A 17,577-nucleotide genomic window follows, 5' to 3' on the forward strand; every position below is an offset into this window, starting at 1 on the left:
AGGCGGGCAAATTGTGTGCCTGCCGGAGCAGAGACGCATGTGGCGAATGTGACCTGCGCGAGAACCCCGGCAACCTCGGCGCCGGGATCCGTAAGCTGTGTGTCTGTGAGCATCCCGAACGTGTTGGCCAATCGCTACGCCAGCGCGGACATGGTCGGGATTTGGGCGCCGGAGGCCAAGGTCATCGCGGAGCGACGGCTGTGGCTCGCCGTGCTGCGGGCACAGGCGGAATTGGGTGTGCCCGTTCCCCAAGGAGTGATTGCCGACTACGAGCGGGTGCTCGGCGATGTCGACCTGGCCTCCATCGCGGCCCGCGAACGGAAGCTCCGCCACGACGTCAAGGCCCGCATCGAGGAATTCAACGCGCTGGCCGGTCACCAGCACGTGCACAAGGGGATGACCAGTCGCGACCTGACCGAGAACGTGGAGCAGTTGCAGATCCGGCGATCGCTGGAATTGGTGCTTCTCCACGGGGTTGCGGTGGTGGCGCGCCTCGCCGAGCGGGCGGTGGCCTATCGCGACCTGGTGATGGCCGGACGCAGCCACAATGTCGCCGCGCAGGCCACCACGTTGGGCAAGCGGTTCGCGTCGGCGGCGGAGGAGACGCTGATCGCGCTGACCCGGCTGCGGGAATTGCTCGATCGCTACCCGCTGCGCGGCATCAAGGGACCGATGGGCACCGCGCAGGACATGCTCGACCTGCTTGGCGGTGATACGGGCAAGCTGGCCGAACTCGAACGTCGCATCGCCGAATTCCTGGGTTTTGCAACGGTTTTCACCAGCGTCGGGCAGGTGTATCCCCGTTCGCTGGACCACGACGTGACCTCCGCGCTGGTACAGCTTGGCGCCGGGCCTTCCTCGATGGCGCACACCATCCGGTTGATGGCCGGGCACGAGCTCGTCACCGAGGGCTTCGCGCCGGGACAGGTTGGGTCGTCGGCGATGCCGCACAAGATGAACACCCGCAGTTGCGAACGGGTCAACGGGCTGCAGGTGGTCCTGCGAGGCTACGCCTCGATGGCGTCCGAGCTGGCCGGCACCCAGTGGAACGAGGGGGACGTCTTCTGCTCAGTGGTGCGCCGGGTCGCGTTGCCGGACAGCTTCTTTGCTATCGACGGGCTGATCGAGACGTTCCTGACGGTGCTCGAGGAGTTCGGCGCCTACCCGGCCATCATCGGCCGCGAGCTGGACCGCTACTTGCCGTTCCTGGCCACCACCAAGGTGCTGATCGCGGCGGTGCGCGCGGGCATGGGCCGGGAGGCCGCGCATCACGTGATCTCCGAACATGCGGTGGCGACGGCGCTGGACATGCGGGAACGCGGCGCCGAGCCCGACCTGCTGGACCGGTTGGCCGCAGACGAGCGGCTGCCGCTGGACCGGGCGGCGCTGAATGCCGCACTGGCCGACAAGAAGTCGTTCACCGGTGCCGCCGGCGACCAGGTCGACGAGGTGGTTGCGCAGGTGGACGAACTGGTGGGCCGCTATCCGGACGCGGCCAAGTACACCCCGGGTGCGATCCTGTGACCCTTGCCGGCGCGCTCTCGGGCATCGACTTCACCGATCTGGACAATTTCGCCAACGGATTCCCGCACGAGTTGTTCGCCGTGCATCGGCGGGAGGCGCCGGTGTACTGGCACCAGCCGACCGACAACACTCCCGACGGCGAAGGCTTCTGGTCGGTCGCCACGCACGCGGAAACGCTTGAGGTACTGCGCGATCCGGTGACGTACTCGTCGGTCACCGGTGGTTCGCGGGCGTTCGGCGGCACGCTGTTGCAGGACCTGGCCATCGCGGGCCAGGTGCTCAACATGATGGACGACCCACGGCATTCGCAGATTCGTCGGCTCGTCAGTTCCGGGCTGACGCCGCGCATGATCCGTCGCGTCGAGGACAATCTGCGGGCCCGGGCACGCCGGCTGCAGGATGCGGTGGTGCCCGGCGAACCGTTCGACTTCCTCGTCGACATCGCCGCCGAACTGCCGATGCAGATGATCTGCACCCTGCTGGGAGTGCCTGAGGCCGAACGACATTGGCTCTTCGAGGCCATCGAGCCGCAGTTCGACTTCGGTGGCTCACGCAAGGCGTCCCTTTCGCAGCTGTCGGTTGAGGAAGCCGGGTCGCGGATGTACGCCTACGGCCAGGAGTTGATCGCGTCGAAGCGTGCGGAGCCGACCGACGACATGTTGTCGGTGGTCGCGAACGCCATGCTGGAAGACACCGAAGCGCCGGCCATGTCGGATCTCGAGCTCTACCTGTTCTTCAGCCTGCTGTTCAGCGCCGGCGCCGAGACAACGCGCAACGCGGTCGCCGGCGGCCTGCTGGCGCTGGCCGAGCACCCTGAGCAATTGCAGGCGCTGCGTACCGATCTCGACCTGTTGCCGACGGCGATCGAGGAGATGATCCGCTGGACGTCGCCGTCCCCGTCCAAGCGCCGTACCGCCACCCGCGACGTCGCGCTCGGCGGACACTCGATCGAGGCGGGGCAGAAGGTCCAGATCTGGGAGGGCTCGGCCAACCGCGACGCGGACGTGTTCGACCACCCCGACGAGTTCGATATCACACGTAAGCCCAACCCGCACTTGGGCTTCGGTCAGGGTGTGCACTATTGCCTGGGCGCCAACCTGGCCCGGCTGGAATTGCGGGTGCTATACGAGGAACTACTCTCGCGGTTCGGCGGTGTACGTGTTGTGCAGCCCGTCGAATGGACCCGCAGCAACCGGCACACCGGCATCCGGCACCTGGTCGTGGAACTGCGCTGATCCTTAACGGCACAGCCGGCACAGCCAACACATAGCTTGTCGGCCTACCGTTGGGTGTCGTGACGAACCGACAAGAGCGCGCCATGTCCTTCGGATCAATCGCTGAAAACTACGACGAACTGCGCCCGCAGGCCCCGCAGCAGGCGGTGGACTGGCTGGTACCGACCGGTTGCGAGGTGGCCGTCGACGTGGGTGCGGGCACCGGGCTGTTCACCCGCACGCTGGTGGGCAGGGCGGGACAGGTCATCGCTGTCGAACCCGACGCACGGATGCGCACGGTGCTGACGGCACGGTCCCCGGGAGTTCGTGTTGTCGAGGGCCGTGGCGAGTCGATTGCGCTTGCGGACGCTGCCGCGGACGCGGTGTTCGTCTCGTCGGCGTGGCACTGGATGGATCCCGAACGGGCCGTTCCAGAGATCGGTCGGGTGCTGCGCGACGGCGGTCGGTTCGGTCTGATCTGGACGAGCCGAGACCGTGAGGTGGATTGGGTGCGCAACCTGGACCGGCTGCCTGGCGGGGACAGGGTCGACGCGCAATTGGCAGACCGGTTCCGGCAGCGCCTGTACTTCGACCTCCCGGAACCGCAGATCTTCCACAACATCGCGCGTGAAGTGTTCCGATTCGTGCGGACCATGACAGTCGGGGACGCCGTTGCGATGCTCGGCACCTACAGCCGGGCGATCGTCGCGTCTGCGGATGACCGCGCGCGGGCGCTCGCCGAAGCACGCACTGCCTTGGAGGAGCGTTTCCCGGGGGCCGACACGATCGAGATCCCCATGCGGGCGTGGTGCTGGCGCGCCGATCGAATCGTCCGCGCCGGCGTGGATTAGGTGGCCTAGCGCGCGGGAATCGCGATCCCGGCCGCCCGCAGTTCGAGGGCGGCCAGCGCCCGAATGGTGACGGGATCTTCGCGGCGCCACGCGCCAACCGGATCCGGGCTGATCGCCACCAGTTTGCGCGGCGGCCGGTTCGTCAATGCCCGCAACGCCAGCAGCTGTTCGCCGGCCGGGGTGGCGGCCAAGGCGGTCACCACCCATTTGCGCCTGAAGAATCGGAGCCGCAGGAACAGCCACGGCACGACCGCTACGAGGATCGGCAGCGCGACGACCGCCATCGCCAGCAACACCGCGAGCCAGCTCGCCGTGGTGTCCAGGTCATGACCGGCGCCCGCGATGTCCAGCGCGGCCTCGCTGGCCGCGGTCAGTGGCTTGCTGACCGCATCGCCCAGCAACGGAATATGCTGTGCGCTATGGCCTGCCGATGCCAGGTTGTCGGCAACCCCCTTCGAGCCGCTTTCCACTTGCCGGCCGGCGCCGGCGATCGTCGAGATGGCGCTGTAGACAGCGAGACCGACGAACACCCATATCGTCGTCCACACCGAGACGGTGATATCGCTCATCAATTGGGCGAACAGTCGCAGCGGTTTGGTGGAGTACGGCATGAACCTCATAGCACTGATACCAGCACACTTTGCGATGTGCTTGCCGGATAGGCTGACCCGATGCGCCCCGCATTGTCCGACTACCAGCACCTGGCCAGCGGCAAGGTCCGCGAGATTTACCGCGTCGACGACGAGCACCTGTTGCTGGTGGCGTCCGACCGCATCTCGGCATACGACTATGTCTTGGACAGCACCATCCCGGACAAGGGCCGCATCCTGACCGCGATGAGCGTCTTCTTCTTCGGCCTCGTCGACCCCCCCAACCACCTGGCCGGGCCGCCGGATGACCCGCGAATTCCCGACGAGGTCCTGGGCCGCGCGCTGGTGGTTCGGCGGCTGGAGATGTTCCCGGTGGAGTGTGTGGCCCGCGGTTATCTGACCGGCTCGGGGCTGCTGGACTACCAGGCCACCGGAAAGGTTTGCGGCATCCCGTTGCCCCCGGGACTAGTCGAGGCCAGCAAGTTCGCCACACCGTTGTTCACGCCGGCGACCAAAGCCGCACTGGGAGACCACGACGAGAACATTTCGTTCGCGCGGGTGATCGAGCTGGTGGGCGCGGTGCACGCCAACCAGCTGCGCGACCGCACGCTACAGACTTACGTGCAGGCCGCCGATCATGCGCTGAGGAAGGGAATCATCATCGCCGACACCAAGTTCGAATTCGGTATCGACCCCGACGGCAATGTGCTGCTGGCCGACGAGATCTTCACGCCGGATTCGTCGCGTTACTGGCCGGCCGATGAATACCGGCCCGGCGTGGTGCAGACCAGCTTTGACAAACAGTTCGTCCGTAACTGGCTCACCAGTCCCGCCTCCGGCTGGGACCGCGGCGGCACCGCGCCGCCGCCACCGCTCCCCGACGACATCATCGACGCCACCCGAGGTCGTTATGTCAATGCCTACGAACGCATTTCCGGTCTCAGTTTCAGCGACTGGATCGGCCCGGACGCATGACTGGCGCACTACCGCCGGTGGCCAAACGCATCGACACCAGACGCGAGTATCACGGTGACGTCTTCGTCGACCCCTACGAATGGCTGCGCGACAAGGAGAACCCCGAAGTCATCGCCTACCTCGAGGCCGAGAACGAGTACGCCGACCAAACGACTGCTCATCTTGAACCGTTGCGGCAGAGCATCTTCGACGAGATCAAGGCGCGCACCAAGGAAACCGACCTGTCGGTGCCGGTTCGGCAAGGTGACTGGTGGTACTACGGCCGCACCTTCGAGGGAAAGCAGTACCGCGTCCAGTGCCGTTGCCCGGTAAAAGATTCCGGCGACTGGAGTCCGCCGGTTCTCGACGAGGACACCGAAATACCCGGTGAACAGATCCTGCTCGACTCGAACATCGAGGCCGAAGGCCATGACTTCTTTGCGCTGGGCGCCTGCCTGGTCAGCCTGGACGGTCACCTGCTGGCGTACTCCGTCGACGTCCTCGGCGACGAGCGATACACTTTGCGGTTCAAAGATTTACGCACCGGCGAGCTGTTCCCCGACGAGATCACACCGGTTGCTGCCGGAGTCACCTGGGCCGCCGACAACCGCACCGTGTACTACACCACCCTGGACGAGGCCCGGCGTCCCGACAAGGTGTGGCGCTACCGGCTCGGCTCCGGCGAGCCGTCCGAGCAGGTGTACCACGAGGCCGACGAACGCTACTGGCTCGGGGTGGGGCTCACCCGAAGCGAGGCCTACGTCGTCATTGCGGCGGGATCGGCCATCACCTCCGAGGTCCGCTACGCCGATTCGGCCGACCCCGACGCACAATTCGCGGTGGTGCTGCCACGGCGCGAGGGCGTCGAGTACTCGGTGGAGCACGCGCTCGTCGGGGGCGAAGACCGGTTCTTGATCCTGCACAACGACGGTGCGGTGAACTTCACGCTCGTCGAGGCGCCAGTGAGTGATCCGACCCAGCAACGTACCCTGATCGCGCATCGCGATGACGTGCGCCTGGACTTCGTGGATGCCTTCGCCCGTCATCTGGTGGTCAGCTACCGGCGTGAGGCGCTGCCCCGGATCCAGCTGTGGCCGATCGGCTCTGACGGCAACTACGGTGAGCCCGAGGAGATCTTGTTTGATTCCGAGTTGGTGTCGTCGGGACTGAGCGCCAACCCGAATTGGGACTCGCCCAAACTGCGGATCAGGGCCGGATCTTTCGTCATCCCGGCGCGGGTCTACGACCTCGACCTGGCCACCGGCGAGCGCACCCTGCTGCGCGAGCAACCCGTACTCGGCGACTACCGGCCCGAAGACTACGTCGAGCGGCGCGACTGGGCGCGCGCGGACGACGGCACCCTCGTTCCGCTGTCCTTCGTGCACCGCGCGGGTATCGAATTCCCGGCTCCGGCATTACTTTACGGCTACGGCGCCTATGAGATCTGCACGGATCCAGGCTTTTCCATCGCACGCTTGTCGCTGCTGGATCGCGGCATGGTGTTCGTCATCGCCCATGTCCGTGGTGGCGGTGAGATGGGCCGGTTGTGGTACGAGCAAGGCAAGTTGCTGGAGAAAAAGAATACCTTCACCGACTTCGTCGCGGTGGCAAGGCATCTGGTGGACACGGGGCTGACGCGGGCGCGGGAACTGGTGGCCTACGGCGGTAGCGCCGGTGGTTTGTTGGTGGGTGCGGTGGCCAACATGGCGCCCGACCTTTTCGCCGGGGTCCTCGCGCAGGTGCCCTTCGTCGACCCGCTGACCACCATCCTGGATCCCTCGTTGCCGCTGACCGTCACCGAGTGGGACGAATGGGGAAACCCGTTGATCGACAGCGATGTCTACTCCTACATGAAGTCCTACTCGCCCTACGAGAATGTCGAGGCCAAACACTATCCGGCCATTCTGGCCATGACGTCACTGAACGACACCAGGGTCTACTATGTGGAGCCGGCCAAGTGGGTTGCGGCGCTGCGTCACACCAAGACTGACGGAAATCCGGTGCTGCTCAAGACTCAGATGGCGGCGGGCCATGGGGGCGTCAGCGGTCGCTACAAAGCCTGGAAGGAAACCGCATACCAGTATGCCTGGCTGCTAGCTGCCGCCGATGGCGACCGCTACGGCGGCGCCAAGGAAGACGGCCTCGGTGGCGGTGCGCAGGGATAGCCTTGTCGTCATCGACTTGGGCGGATTGGCCATCCGGGAGGCGTAGACGTTGGCCGGGAACATGGCCAGCATCAGCGCCAGCAGGCACACCGCCGCCGCCACCCGGGTGACAGGCAGCAACAGGCCCGCGGCGCCCAGCAGCTCCAGCACGCCGGTGGCGGTGACGAGCAGACCGGGCGCGGGCAACCGCGGCGGCACGATCGCGATGAGGTCGCGACGCATCGGCGGCGCGAAGTGCGCTACCCCGGTCAGCACGAACATTGCCGCCAGCCCGACGGCGATCGCCGCGGTCCAGCTGTCGACATAGCCGACACCGAGCCAACCGGCGATCCGGGCGACGATGCTGCCCACCAGCAAGGCAATCAGCGGAGCCATTTCAACCTCCCTAATCTAGACAACGACAAGATAAACACTAAGCACTGAACTAGTCACTGTCAAGTTGGTGCTGATATGCTGCCGCTATGAGTCGTCCGACCTATCACCACGGCGACCTGCGGGCCGTCATTCTGACCGAGGCCGCGCGCCTGGTGGCCGAGCGGGGCGCCGACCGGGTGTCGCTTCGCGAGCTGGCCCGGGACGCGGGTGTGTCGCATGCCGCGCCCGCCCACCACTTCACCGATCGGCGGGGTCTGTTCACCGCCCTGGCCACACAGGGGTTTCAGCTGTTGGCCCAGGCGCTCATCGACGCCCGACCGCACTTCGCCGATGCGGCCCTGGCCTATGTGCGTTTTGCCATCGAGCACCCCGGCCACTACCAAGTGATGTTCAACAAGTCGCTACTCGACGCGTCAGACAGCGAATTGGTCGCCGCCGAGGCCGCTTCCGGCGCCGAACTGGCCCGCGGCGTGGCGACGCTGCGGGATCCCAACGCGCACGCCGACCCCGCTGGTGCCCAGCTGGCGGCATGGTCACTGGTGCACGGGTTTTCGATGCTGTGGCTCAATGGCGCGGTGAACGATCAAGTGCGGCAGACGGATCCGACGGATACCGTAATGCGGATAGCGACGATGCTGTTCGAGGGCTGAGCGCGCTATTCGCCGACTGTTTGGCTGGCCGGCTTCTTGGGCAGGAACGACGCCGGGATGACGGTGAACACGACCAACACGACGGCGACCGCGAACACTGCGGTGTAGGCGCGCGAAAGATCGTGCAGCAGATGGTCGGCGAAGTCAGGGGCAAGGGTCTGCCGCGGTATCGCCGCAGGGTTAACCGGCACACCTCTGCTGGCGGCGTTCTGTTGCAGTGTTGCGAGTGTCTTTGCCGCGGTGATGTTTCCACTTCGGTTGAACTGGTTGGTCAGGATCATCGACATCAGCGCGGTTCCCATCGAGCCGCCCACCTGGTGGCTGACGCTCATCAGCGTCGTGCCTCGGGCGATCTGGTGCAGCGCCAGCGCCTGCACCGAGGCGACCGAGAGCGGCATCATGGTGCAGCCCATGCCCAGCCCCATGATCGATAGCGCGATCAACAGCGTGGGCAGGTAGTGTGCCTGCCTGGCCACGCCGAAGGCGAAGGTGCCCAGGCCTGCGGTCATCAGGGCGATGCCGACCAGCACGATTTTGCCCGGTCCCTGCCTGTCCACCAGCGGTCCGGTCAGCCGCATGGTCAGCATCGCACCGAGCCCTTGGGGGATCATGTGTACCCCGGCCTGCATCGGCGTGTGGTGCAGTACCTGCTGGAAGTAGCTCGGCAGCAGCAGCCCGGCGCCGAAAAAGGCCGTGGCGAACACCAGCATCGTCACATTGGCCTGAGTGATCACCCTGTTCTGGAACAGCCGCAGATCGATGAGCGGGTGATTCGCGTGGTGCCACGCGTGCACGACGAAGGCAGCGATCAGCGTCAGCCCGATGGCCGCCGGTATCAACACGCGACGGTCGGCCACGGTCCCGAAGCGCGGGATGGACGACACCGCGAGCAGAAACGTGGCCAGGCCGGGCGAGAGCAGCAGCCCGCCAATCACGTCGAAGGTCTCCGACCGGGCCGGGTGATCCCGTGGGAAGACGATCGCCGCGAGGATTGCGGTGACGATCCCGATCGGCAAGTTGATCAGGAATATCCACCGCCAACTGGAGGTGGCGATCAGCCAGCCGCCCAGGATCGGCCCAGCGATCGGGGCGAGCAACATGGGGATGCTCATGATCGACATGAGGCGGCCGAGCCGCCCGGGGCCCGCCTCGCGGGTCATGATCATGAATCCCAGGGGCAACAGCATTCCGCCGCCGATGCCTTGGATGACCCGAAATACGATGAGCTGCAATATGCTTGATGCCACAGCGCACAACACCGAGCTCAGCGCGAACGCCACGACCGTACCCATGAACAGCCGTTTGGTGCCGAACCGGTCGGCTGCCCAGCCCGTCAGTGGGATCACGGTCGCCAGGGCGAGCGTGTAGCCGGTCATCGTCCAGGCGACGACGGCCTGGCTAGACCCGAATTCGGCGATGAAGGTGCGCTGCGCGACGCTGACGACGGTGACATCGATGATCAACATCACCGTGGCCAGGATGCAAACGCCGGAGATGCGTAAGAGGTGGGCGTCCAGTTTGTCGGGATAGACCCGCTCTTGGGCGCCAGGGGCGCCAACCTGCCCGGCGGGGGCGGTGGGCAGCGGGGTGTCGGCCGCTGCGGAACGGGCCTTCTCCATGGCGTTGCTTAGCATATCGAATCGATTGCCGGCTCCGACGCTGGTCCGCGTTTGCTGGCCGACAGTGAATTCGGTTGTCCGCTCGACCGACTAGCCCGCTCCGCAAGGCCTGGTCACGGCGCCTTGCCCGGTGCTGAGAGGATTGGATATACGCCTGCCGTCTGCGTGTCCTTCACCGTCCCGACATCTCGAATCGTCAAACTGCGAGTGTGTCTGGAAAACTGATCGTCTCGGTCTCGGGGATAGGGGAGCGGACCCTGGCCGACGTCGATGCGTTCTGCGCGCAGATGGATGCCCGCTCGGTACCGGTTTCGTTGCTGGTGGCTCCTCGGCTCAGTGGTGACTATCGGCTCGACCGCGATCCGCGCACCGTCGAGTGGCTGACCAATCGGCGGGCCGCCGGAGACGCCATCGTCCTGCATGGCTACGACGACGCGGCCACCAAGAAGCGGCGCAGCGAATTCGCGATGCTGCGCGCCCATGAGGCCAACCTGCGGCTGACTGCCGCGGACCGGGTGCTCGAGCACCTCGGGCTACGCACCCGGCTGTTCGCGGCTCCGGGCTGGGTGGTGTCACCCGGTGTTGTCAAGGCATTGCCGCGCAACGGCTTTCGACTGCTGGCCGATCTTCACGGGGTTACCGATCTTGTCCGGCACACCACCGTGCGTACCCGCGTGCTGGGCATCGGCGAAGGCTTCCTGACCGAGCCGTGGTGGTGCCGGATGGTGGTGCTGTCCGCGGAGCGAATCGCCCGCCGCGGTGGCGTAGTGCGCGTCGCGGTCGCCGCCCGCCAGTTGCGCAAGCCTGGGCCGTTGCAGGCGATGCTGGATGCCCTCGATCTGGCGGCGCTGCACGGTTGCACGCCTACGGTGTACAAGTGGCTGTCCGACAAGGCCGTTGTCGACGCCGCCTGACTGAATTCGCGCAAAGAAGATGACTGTCCGTCCTAGAAGGTGACCGCGCTCTCTTCGGGCAACACCTGGAAGTCGGTGCTGGTCATCTCGGTCAGCCGGCCGTAGTAGATGCCTCGCGCATCGGGAGCGATGATGCCTTGATGGATGGGTACCGCGCGTGCCGGCGCCACCGCCCGCAAGTAGTCGACGGCCTCGGAGATTCGCATCCAAGGCGCCGAGGCCGGAGCGGCCAGCACGTCCACCGGTTCGTCGGGCACGAACAGCGCGTCGCCGGGGTGCATCAACCGGGCCCGATGACCGCCGTCGTCCACCAGATACGAAAGGTTCTCTATCACAGGGATTTCCGGGTGTATCACCGCGTGGCGGCCGCCGAGTGCCCGGATCGTGAGTTCCCCGACTGACAGCTCGTCGCCGACGTGCACCACCTGGAAGGGTGCGTCCAGTTGCGCCGCGGTTTGCGAGTCGGTGTACAGGGCTGCGTCCGGGTTGGCCTCGATGAGCGCCGGCAAGCGCGCGGGGTCGACGTGATCGGGGTGCTGGTGGGTAACCAGGATGGCGGACAAGCCGGTGATTCCTTCGAAACCGTGCGCGAACGTACCGGGATCAAAGAGCACGCTCGTGTGGCCGAACTCGGCAAGTAGGCAGGAATGGCCGAAATGCGTCAGTTGCATGTCTACGATTGTGCCCCGACCCGGGTGGTTGCACCGCTATGCGAGGCCTACATAGCGTCGTGTCCGTGAGCCGGTGACACCTGTCGCCGGTAGAGTTGGCGCGCGAATAGATCTGAGCCAGATCTGAGGAGGAATGCCGGTGGCCCGGGTGGTCGTACACGTGATGCCCAAAGCGGAGATTCTCGATCCGCAGGGCCAGGCGATTGTCGGTGCTCTGGGGCGGCTCGGACACCTTGGCATCTCAGATGTCCGTCAGGGCAAGAGGTTTGAACTCGAAGTGGACGACACTGTCGACGACAGCGCGCTCGCCGAGATCGCGGAGTCGCTGTTGGCGAACACCGTGATCGAGGACTGGACGATAAGCCGGGAGTCGCGATGACGTCGCGGATCGGCGTCATCACCTTTCCCGGGACACTCGACGACGTGGACGCCGCGCGCGCGGCGCGGCGGGTCGGCGCCGAGGCCGTCAGCCTGTGGCATGCCGACGCCGACCTCAAGGGCGTCGACGCCGTGATAGTCCCCGGCGGGTTTTCCTACGGCGACTACCTGCGGGCCGGTGCGATCGCCAGGTTCGCCCCGGTGATGTCCGAAGTGGTCTCCGCCGCGGGCCGGGGCATGCCGGTATTGGGGATTTGCAATGGTTTTCAGGTGCTGTGCGAGACCAGGCTGCTGCCCGGCGCGCTGACCCGCAACGTGGGCTTGCACTTTGTCTGCCGCGACGTGTGGCTGCGGGTGGCGTCGAACTCGACGGCGTGGACGTCGCGCTTCGAGCCCGACGCCGACGTGCTGGTGCCTCTTAAATCTGGCGAGGGCCGCTACGTGGCCTCCAAGGATGTGCTCGACGAGCTAGAGGGCGAGGGACGGGTGGTGTTTCGCTACCACGAGAACCCCAACGGCTCGCTGCGTGACATCGCGGGAGTCAGCTCAGCCAACGGCCGCGTCGTCGGACTGATGCCGCACCCCGAGCATGCCACCGAAGCGTTAACCGGACCCTCCGACGACGGGCTGGGCCTGTTCTATTCGGCGCTCGACGCCGTCCTTGCCGCATGAACCGGTAAAACCCCTGCAGCACTGCGTAATTCGGCGAATGCGGAACTGAGCGCGTCGGTGGCGTCGTGCGCGTCCTTGAACGTCTGGTCGTCGGTGAGCACCGCGACGCCGAGCTGGTCGACGTAGCTCCACACGGTGATGTTCACCGGAGCACCCGGCGAGAGGACCCGGTCGAGTAGATCTCGCTGACCGATGCGCCTCCGAACCGGCCACGTTCACGCGGTCCGGCGACACTGGACACGGCCACGTTCATCATCTTGTTCGGCGCCTCGCGCCGCGCCAGCCAGCGAAACGCGGCCGGCGCGATCGCGGTCGGCAGATAGGTCATCATCCGCCCATACAGGTGCGGGCCCAGGATTTCGTGGTCCTCTTTGGCGATCCGGGTCGCCACCGCGACCAGCCGAGCCCGCTCGGCGGGGTCGGCGATGTGAACGGGCAACGACACGGACAAACCGCTGATTTCGTTCCCGGTGACGCGGTCCGACTTGTCGGTGGCGGTCGGAACCGACGCAATGATCGGTCGGTCGGCCGTGCCGTCGTAATCCAACAAGAGCTTCCGTAATCCGCCGGCCGCTGTCGCCAGCACCACGTCGTTGATGGTGATGCCCAGCTGGGCTGCGGTCGCTTTTATGTCGGTCAGCGGCAGCGTCGCGCTGGCGAACCGCCGCTGGGGTGACACCACATGGTTGAGGAAGGTCGGCGGTGCATCGAATGCGTCGGCCAGATCCGGGTGGGCGCCGCGTTGTTTGGACCGCCGTCGTACCCGCGTCAACCCCACGGCGGCATCCCGGTCAACCCCGGCAACTTCACGACTTGCCGGGCATGGTCGCGCGCTGCCGGACCGAGATGGGCGAGCCCCTTTCCGACATCAGCGACTGCGTGCCGGTGTCGTAAGGGACTGACTCTCAGCCGGCGTCCCGCAGCAACGGCTGCTCCCCTTGAAACCGGCAGGGCAGCTCCACAACCGGGGTCAACTCAGCGAAGAGATCGATCGCGGCTGTGACGCTGCGGTCGACGAAGGAAGCGAAGTCCTCGAGAGAAATGCCTTCGCGGATCCACTGGGATCTGCGGGCCACAACACCGATGCGCTGTGGGTCAGAGGAGCCGTGCACGATCGCGGTGACTTCGCGGTTCTGATGGTTCCACATGTCGGCGAAGCGCGTCAGCCAGGGGCGGTCGGCGACGGGGTAAAAGGACGCGGGAGTGACCCGGATGATCACGACGTCGCCGAACGAGGGGGACACCTCGAGATGGACGTGCAGCCGCGGATAGGCGTTGGCGACGAAGAAGTATTCGCCATCGTGCTGTCCCCGGAAGAACCGCAGCCCGCAGGTGGACATGTAGCGTTCGACGAGGGTCGCGCAAGGCGAGGCACTGTTCATGGGTTTGATCTTGAGGCCAGCGGCTTTGGGGATCCTTTGAGCCGAGCCTTCAAGGACCGAAGAATCTGTTGAGAATTTGCTGAGGAAGCCGGCCCCGGGGGTGAAATGGGATTAACGGTCGAGCGGTTCGACCATATCGTTGTGAATTGCCGCGATGTCGAGTCCACCGCAGCGTGGTACGAGCGGGTGCTGGGCATGAAGCGCGAGACGTTCGGGCCGTCGAATAGGACTGCTCTTTGCTTCGGAAATCAGAAAATCAACCTACGACCCGTCGGTGCGCAGGCCGATGATCCTGACTGGGTCACCGGGTCCGTCGAAGCGGCCGGTTCTGAAGACTTGTGCTTCGTCACGCGTTGCACCCCTGGCGAGGTACGCGCCCATCTCGTCGACTGCGGAGTTGAAATCGTTTCCGGACCGGTCACCAAGGCAGGCGCATTGGGTCCGATGACGTCACACTACTGCCGCGACATCGACGGCAATCTCATCGAGATCGCCGTCTACTGAACCCGTTGCTCAGAGCGGATACAAGGCCGGAAGGTTGACCACGATGGCCTCTTGAGTGCTGCGCGCGATCACGACTTCCGCGGGTGTGTTCGGATCGGGGTTTTCTTCCCGGTGCGGTAGATATGGCGGGACGAAGATGTAGTCGCCGGGCCGCGTTGAAATGCGCACCTCTTGGACGCCGTCGTGAAATACGAAGTCCGGGTTGCCGCTTCGCACATAGATTGCCGTCTCGGCTTCGCCGTGATGATGGTTGGCCGACGCGGTTGCGGGAGACACATGTGTCTCTCCCATCCACAGCTTCTCGGCACCCACCGATCGTCCACTCAGCGCAGCGAAGCGCCGCATCCCCTCTGACTGTGCGGTGTCCGAAGTGATGTCCGAGGCCCTAACGTGGTGCACCCTATTCCGCGTGACTTCTGTTGTCCTCGAGTCGAAGTCGGGGTGAAATCCGTCCGAAGTTGCCATGAGCGCTCCGTGTCACCTTCCCGTGTCGTCCTGAGACCCATCCCGATAGGCCTCGAGAAGTCTCAGCCACAATTTACTGATCGTCGGGAAGCGCGATGGTCGCCGCCAGGCAAGCCGCATCGGCGCGCTCAGGATTTGGGTCTGCGCCGGGACCGGCTGCCGCGGCCCTTGGGCTGCGGCGCAAAGGAGCGCACATAGTCGACTGCGGCGTTAACAGCGACCCGCAGCGGTTCCGCGTCGCCGGTGGCGTGGGTGATCATCGCGCCGCCCTGGTGTGCGATGACCAGCGCCACGGCGAGGTGTCGCGGGTCGGCGTCGTCGCGCAGATCGCCTCGTCTGCGCATCGCCGTGAGGCCGGTCTGGAACAAGTCAAGCCACTCGTCATACCCGTCGGCGAGATCGTCGCGGATTTCGTCGTCGGCGTCGATCAGCTCGCCCGCCAGCGAACCGTAGACGCATCCGCCCAGGCGGTAGACGGTGTCGATGTCGGCCACACAGGCGTCGGCCCACGCTTGCAGGGCATCGAGGGTGTCGAGCGCGCCGAGCTGTGGCTGAGTGTGGAACGCCACGACGTCGTTGCGGCGTGCGGCGATGACCTGGCGGGTCAGATCGCGCTTGTCGCGAAAGTAATGCGAGATCTGGGATCCGCCCACTCCGGCGGTGCTGCGCACCTCGTCGATGCTGGTGTTGGCGACGCCTCGTTCGAACATGAGCTTTGCCGCAGCGCCGATGATGCGCGCCCGGGTCGCCAAGCCTTTGCGGGTGAACCGAGATGCGCTGTCGTCGTTCATCAGGTGGCGTTGGCCGTGGCACGCCGGCCGCGGGGACGGCGCGGCGGGCGCGGAGCCCGTTCGCCGGGGTCGGTAGCGAACATGCGCAGATAGTTGACCGCGAATCGAATGGCGTCGGCGTGCGGCCATTCCGCCCGATAGGTAAAGGCCAACGTACCGCCGCCCTGGTGGGCGCTGACGATGGTCAATGCCAACCGTCGCGGGTCGGCGTCGGCGACCAGAACGCCGCGGTCTTTCATCCGCTCGATCGCCGCCTCAAGCAGCTCGATCCACTGCCGGTAGCCCGCGGCCAACGTGGCGCGGGTGGCGTCGTCGGACTTTGCCAGCTGCGCGGTCAGGGCGTGGAAGGTCGGTGTGCGGCCCGAGGTTCCGATCCGCCTGAGGTAGCGCATATTGAGGTCGATCCATCGTTCGAAGTCGTCGAACGAGTCCAAGTCCCGAAGCTTGGGCTGCCGATGAAAGTCCAGCACCACCCCGGTCTGGCGCCGGACGACCGCGCGGATGAGTGCGCTCTTATCGGTGAAATAGTGCGCCAGTTGAGAGCCGCTGACCGACGCGGCCTTTCGCACACGTTCCAAGTTCGACGCCGCCAGACCCTCGGTGACGATCAGCTCGGCGGCCGCCTGCACGATCCGGTCCCGGGTGGCGCGCCCCTTGGGGGTCAACCGTTGTTCGTCCTGAACGTCGGGATGGGCCATCGCGTCAGGCTAACCCGGGGCCGCCTCCGAATATGGGATATCCAGCCCATTAGAAGGTGGGTCGGAGAGAGTGCTGCCCGCGGGTCCGCGTCAGGCGGGCACGTGCACCTTGGCGAGGAAGTTTCGGATCAACGCCGCGACCTCCTCCAGCGCGGACTCCAGCAGAAAGTGCCCGCCGTCGAGAAGGTGGATCTCGGCATCGGGCAGGTCGTCGGCAAACGCCTCGGCGCCGGCCGGACCGAATATCTCGTCACCGCGACCCCATACCGCCAGCAGCGGCACCCGGGTGGCGCGGAAGTATTCGTGCACGCGCGGGTACATCGGTGCGTTGGTGGCGTAGTCGCGCAACAGCTTTAGCTGCACCTTGTCGTTTCCGGGCCGCGATATCAGCGCGTAGTCGTGGTACCAGGACTCGGGGTTCACCAGCGTCTCGTCGGGCACGCCGGTGAGGTATTGCCACCGGGTGGCGTCCAACGTGAGGAATTGGCGCACTGCGGCCTCGTTGTCGGGGGTCTGTTCCGATTGATAGGCCCGGACGACCTTCCAGAAGCTCTCGACGAACCCGGCGTCGTAGCCGTTGCCGCTTTGACTGACGATCGCCGTGATAGCGGCCGGGTCGCGCAGCGCCAGCCGCCAACCGATGGGGGCGCCGTAGTCCTGCACGTACATCGCGTACCTGTCGATTCCGAGCGTGCGGAGCAGGCCTGCGGTGAGGTCGGTCAACGCGTCGAAGGTGTAGTCGAACTCCTCGACGGGTGGCGCGTCGGAGAGTCCGAAGCCGAGATGATCCGGCGCGATCACGTGGTAGCGGTTGGCGAGTGCGGGAACCAGATCCCGGAACATGTGGGAGCTGGTCGGAAATCCGTGCAGGAGGATTACTGCGGGCGCATCGGCGTCGCCCGCGTCGCGGTAGAACAGCCGATGACCGTCGATTGTGGCATAGCGGTGATGAACAGCCGGCATGGCGCGCCCCTCTGCAGTTCTGGGTTGTATGACCCAGTATGCACCAAACGGTCGGTGCGCAACAGTGTTTGGGCCAGGTATTGCCCCTTGTGCCAGGTTGGAATATTCTGGGCCACACATCCCAATTTAGGCCCGAGCTGAGCGGTAGCTGCGGGCGCGCAGGCGGTTGCCCGCCTGCGGAGCAAGGAGCAAGTGCG

General features: G+C 65.7%; 21 protein-coding genes. 10 read left to right on the forward strand and 11 right to left on the reverse strand.

Annotation, left to right across the window (positions count from 1 at the left end; translation table 11 throughout):
• Positions 1 to 105: 105 nt before the first annotated feature.
• The 3 genes from purB to ACLP9N_RS27720 are packed head-to-tail and all read left to right on the forward strand — an operon-like array spanning position 106 to position 3,589.
• Positions 106 to 1,524, forward strand: coding sequence for an adenylosuccinate lyase (gene purB / locus ACLP9N_RS27710; RefSeq protein ID WP_442410371.1), 1,419 nt, complete (start codon positions 106 to 108; stop codon positions 1,522 to 1,524).
• On the forward strand, positions 1,521 to 2,759 hold the full coding sequence (locus tag ACLP9N_RS27715) for a cytochrome P450 (protein ID WP_442410372.1): 1,239 nt from the start codon (positions 1,521 to 1,523) through the stop codon (positions 2,757 to 2,759). The genes purB and ACLP9N_RS27715 overlap by 4 nt, the downstream gene beginning before the upstream one ends.
• A 59-nt stretch (positions 2,760 to 2,818) precedes the next feature.
• Positions 2,819 to 3,589, forward strand: a complete 771-nt coding sequence (locus ACLP9N_RS27720; RefSeq protein ID WP_442410373.1) for a class I SAM-dependent methyltransferase — start codon at positions 2,819 to 2,821, stop codon at positions 3,587 to 3,589.
• A gap of 5 nt (positions 3,590 to 3,594) precedes the next feature.
• On the opposite strand, the gene ACLP9N_RS27725 is transcribed toward ACLP9N_RS27720, so the two are convergent.
• Positions 3,595 to 4,209, reverse strand: coding sequence for a hypothetical protein (locus ACLP9N_RS27725; RefSeq protein ID WP_442410374.1), 615 nt, complete (start codon positions 4,207 to 4,209; stop codon positions 3,595 to 3,597).
• 51 nt (positions 4,210 to 4,260) lie between these two features.
• Here ACLP9N_RS27725 and ACLP9N_RS27730 point away from each other — a divergent pair, with 51 nt between their 5' ends.
• Together ACLP9N_RS27730 and ACLP9N_RS27735 are read left to right on the forward strand one after the other, a co-directional pair.
• The gene (locus ACLP9N_RS27730) at positions 4,261 to 5,154 is read left to right on the forward strand and encodes a phosphoribosylaminoimidazolesuccinocarboxamide synthase (protein WP_442410375.1); all 894 of its coding nucleotides are present in this window, start codon (positions 4,261 to 4,263) and stop codon (positions 5,152 to 5,154) included.
• Positions 5,151 to 7,298 (forward strand): S9 family peptidase, encoded by a 2,148-nt coding sequence (locus ACLP9N_RS27735; RefSeq protein WP_442410376.1) that lies wholly within the window; start codon positions 5,151 to 5,153, stop codon positions 7,296 to 7,298. The genes ACLP9N_RS27730 and ACLP9N_RS27735 overlap by 4 nt, the downstream gene beginning before the upstream one ends.
• On the opposite strand, the gene ACLP9N_RS27740 is transcribed toward ACLP9N_RS27735, so the two are convergent.
• Positions 7,227 to 7,673 carry a DoxX family protein gene (locus ACLP9N_RS27740; RefSeq protein WP_442410377.1) on the reverse strand — a complete coding sequence of 149 codons (447 nt, stop codon included), beginning with the start codon at positions 7,671 to 7,673 and terminating at the stop codon, positions 7,227 to 7,229. The genes ACLP9N_RS27735 and ACLP9N_RS27740 overlap by 72 nt on opposite strands.
• An 86-nt stretch (positions 7,674 to 7,759) precedes the next feature.
• Here ACLP9N_RS27740 and ACLP9N_RS27745 point away from each other — a divergent pair, with 86 nt between their 5' ends.
• Positions 7,760 to 8,323: a TetR/AcrR family transcriptional regulator gene (locus tag ACLP9N_RS27745; protein WP_442410378.1), complete on the forward strand. Its 564-nt coding sequence runs from the start codon at positions 7,760 to 7,762 to the stop codon at positions 8,321 to 8,323.
• A gap of 5 nt (positions 8,324 to 8,328) precedes the next feature.
• On the opposite strand, the gene ACLP9N_RS27750 is transcribed toward ACLP9N_RS27745, so the two are convergent.
• Complete coding sequence (locus ACLP9N_RS27750; protein WP_442410379.1) at positions 8,329 to 9,957, reverse strand: DHA2 family efflux MFS transporter permease subunit; 1,629 nt, start codon at positions 9,955 to 9,957, stop codon at positions 8,329 to 8,331.
• A gap of 194 nt (positions 9,958 to 10,151) precedes the next feature.
• Here ACLP9N_RS27750 and ACLP9N_RS27755 point away from each other — a divergent pair, with 194 nt between their 5' ends.
• Entirely contained in the window at positions 10,152 to 10,856 is a 705-nt protein-coding gene (locus tag ACLP9N_RS27755; protein ID WP_442410380.1) for a DUF2334 domain-containing protein, read from the forward strand.
• A 32-nt stretch (positions 10,857 to 10,888) separates the two neighbouring features.
• Here the strand turns inward: ACLP9N_RS27755 and ACLP9N_RS27760 are convergent, their stop codons facing one another.
• Entirely contained in the window at positions 10,889 to 11,527 is a 639-nt protein-coding gene (locus ACLP9N_RS27760) for an MBL fold metallo-hydrolase (protein ID WP_442410381.1), read from the reverse strand.
• A 139-nt stretch (positions 11,528 to 11,666) separates the two neighbouring features.
• Here ACLP9N_RS27760 and purS point away from each other — a divergent pair, with 139 nt between their 5' ends.
• A complete protein-coding gene (purS, locus tag ACLP9N_RS27765) occupies positions 11,667 to 11,906 on the forward strand; it encodes a phosphoribosylformylglycinamidine synthase subunit PurS (RefSeq protein WP_442410382.1) in 240 nt (79 codons plus the stop codon).
• Entirely contained in the window at positions 11,903 to 12,577 is a 675-nt protein-coding gene (purQ, locus tag ACLP9N_RS27770; RefSeq protein ID WP_442410383.1) for a phosphoribosylformylglycinamidine synthase subunit PurQ, read from the forward strand. The genes purS and purQ overlap by 4 nt, the downstream gene beginning before the upstream one ends.
• On the opposite strand, the gene ACLP9N_RS27775 is transcribed toward purQ, so the two are convergent.
• The 3 genes from ACLP9N_RS27775 to ACLP9N_RS27785 all read right to left on the reverse strand — a co-directional run bounded on the left by ACLP9N_RS27775 (position 12,544) and on the right by ACLP9N_RS27785 (position 13,959).
• Positions 12,544 to 12,723: a WS/DGAT domain-containing protein gene (locus tag ACLP9N_RS27775; protein ID WP_442410384.1), complete on the reverse strand. Its 180-nt coding sequence runs from the start codon at positions 12,721 to 12,723 to the stop codon at positions 12,544 to 12,546. The two genes, purQ and ACLP9N_RS27775, sit on opposite strands and share 34 nt — an antisense overlap.
• Positions 12,720 to 13,355 (reverse strand): WS/DGAT domain-containing protein, encoded by a 636-nt coding sequence (locus tag ACLP9N_RS27780; protein WP_442410385.1) that lies wholly within the window; start codon positions 13,353 to 13,355, stop codon positions 12,720 to 12,722. The genes ACLP9N_RS27775 and ACLP9N_RS27780 overlap by 4 nt, the downstream gene beginning before the upstream one ends.
• A gap of 127 nt (positions 13,356 to 13,482) precedes the next feature.
• The gene (locus ACLP9N_RS27785; RefSeq protein ID WP_442410386.1) at positions 13,483 to 13,959 is read right to left on the reverse strand and encodes a hypothetical protein; all 477 of its coding nucleotides are present in this window, start codon (positions 13,957 to 13,959) and stop codon (positions 13,483 to 13,485) included.
• A 105-nt stretch (positions 13,960 to 14,064) separates the two neighbouring features.
• Between ACLP9N_RS27785 and ACLP9N_RS27790 the strand changes: the two genes are divergently transcribed.
• Positions 14,065 to 14,463, forward strand: a complete 399-nt coding sequence (locus ACLP9N_RS27790) for a VOC family protein (protein WP_442410387.1) — start codon at positions 14,065 to 14,067, stop codon at positions 14,461 to 14,463.
• A 9-nt stretch (positions 14,464 to 14,472) separates the two neighbouring features.
• Here the strand turns inward: ACLP9N_RS27790 and ACLP9N_RS27795 are convergent, their stop codons facing one another.
• From ACLP9N_RS27795 to ACLP9N_RS27810, 4 genes are all read right to left on the reverse strand, one after another.
• Entirely contained in the window at positions 14,473 to 14,928 is a 456-nt protein-coding gene (locus ACLP9N_RS27795; RefSeq protein WP_442410388.1) for a cupin domain-containing protein, read from the reverse strand.
• Positions 14,929 to 15,056: 128 nt separating this feature from the next.
• On the reverse strand, positions 15,057 to 15,719 hold the full coding sequence (locus ACLP9N_RS27800; RefSeq protein WP_442410389.1) for a TetR/AcrR family transcriptional regulator: 663 nt from the start codon (positions 15,717 to 15,719) through the stop codon (positions 15,057 to 15,059).
• Positions 15,719 to 16,417 (reverse strand): TetR/AcrR family transcriptional regulator, encoded by a 699-nt coding sequence (locus ACLP9N_RS27805; protein WP_442410390.1) that lies wholly within the window; start codon positions 16,415 to 16,417, stop codon positions 15,719 to 15,721. The genes ACLP9N_RS27800 and ACLP9N_RS27805 overlap by 1 nt, the downstream gene beginning before the upstream one ends.
• Before the next feature lie 90 nt (positions 16,418 to 16,507).
• Complete coding sequence (locus ACLP9N_RS27810; RefSeq protein WP_442410391.1) at positions 16,508 to 17,380, reverse strand: alpha/beta fold hydrolase; 873 nt, start codon at positions 17,378 to 17,380, stop codon at positions 16,508 to 16,510.
• Positions 17,381 to 17,577 lie beyond the last annotated feature (197 nt).

The organism is Mycobacterium sp. (assembly GCF_052144515.1).
Classification (GTDB): Bacteria; Actinomycetota; Actinomycetes; order Mycobacteriales; family Mycobacteriaceae; genus Mycobacterium.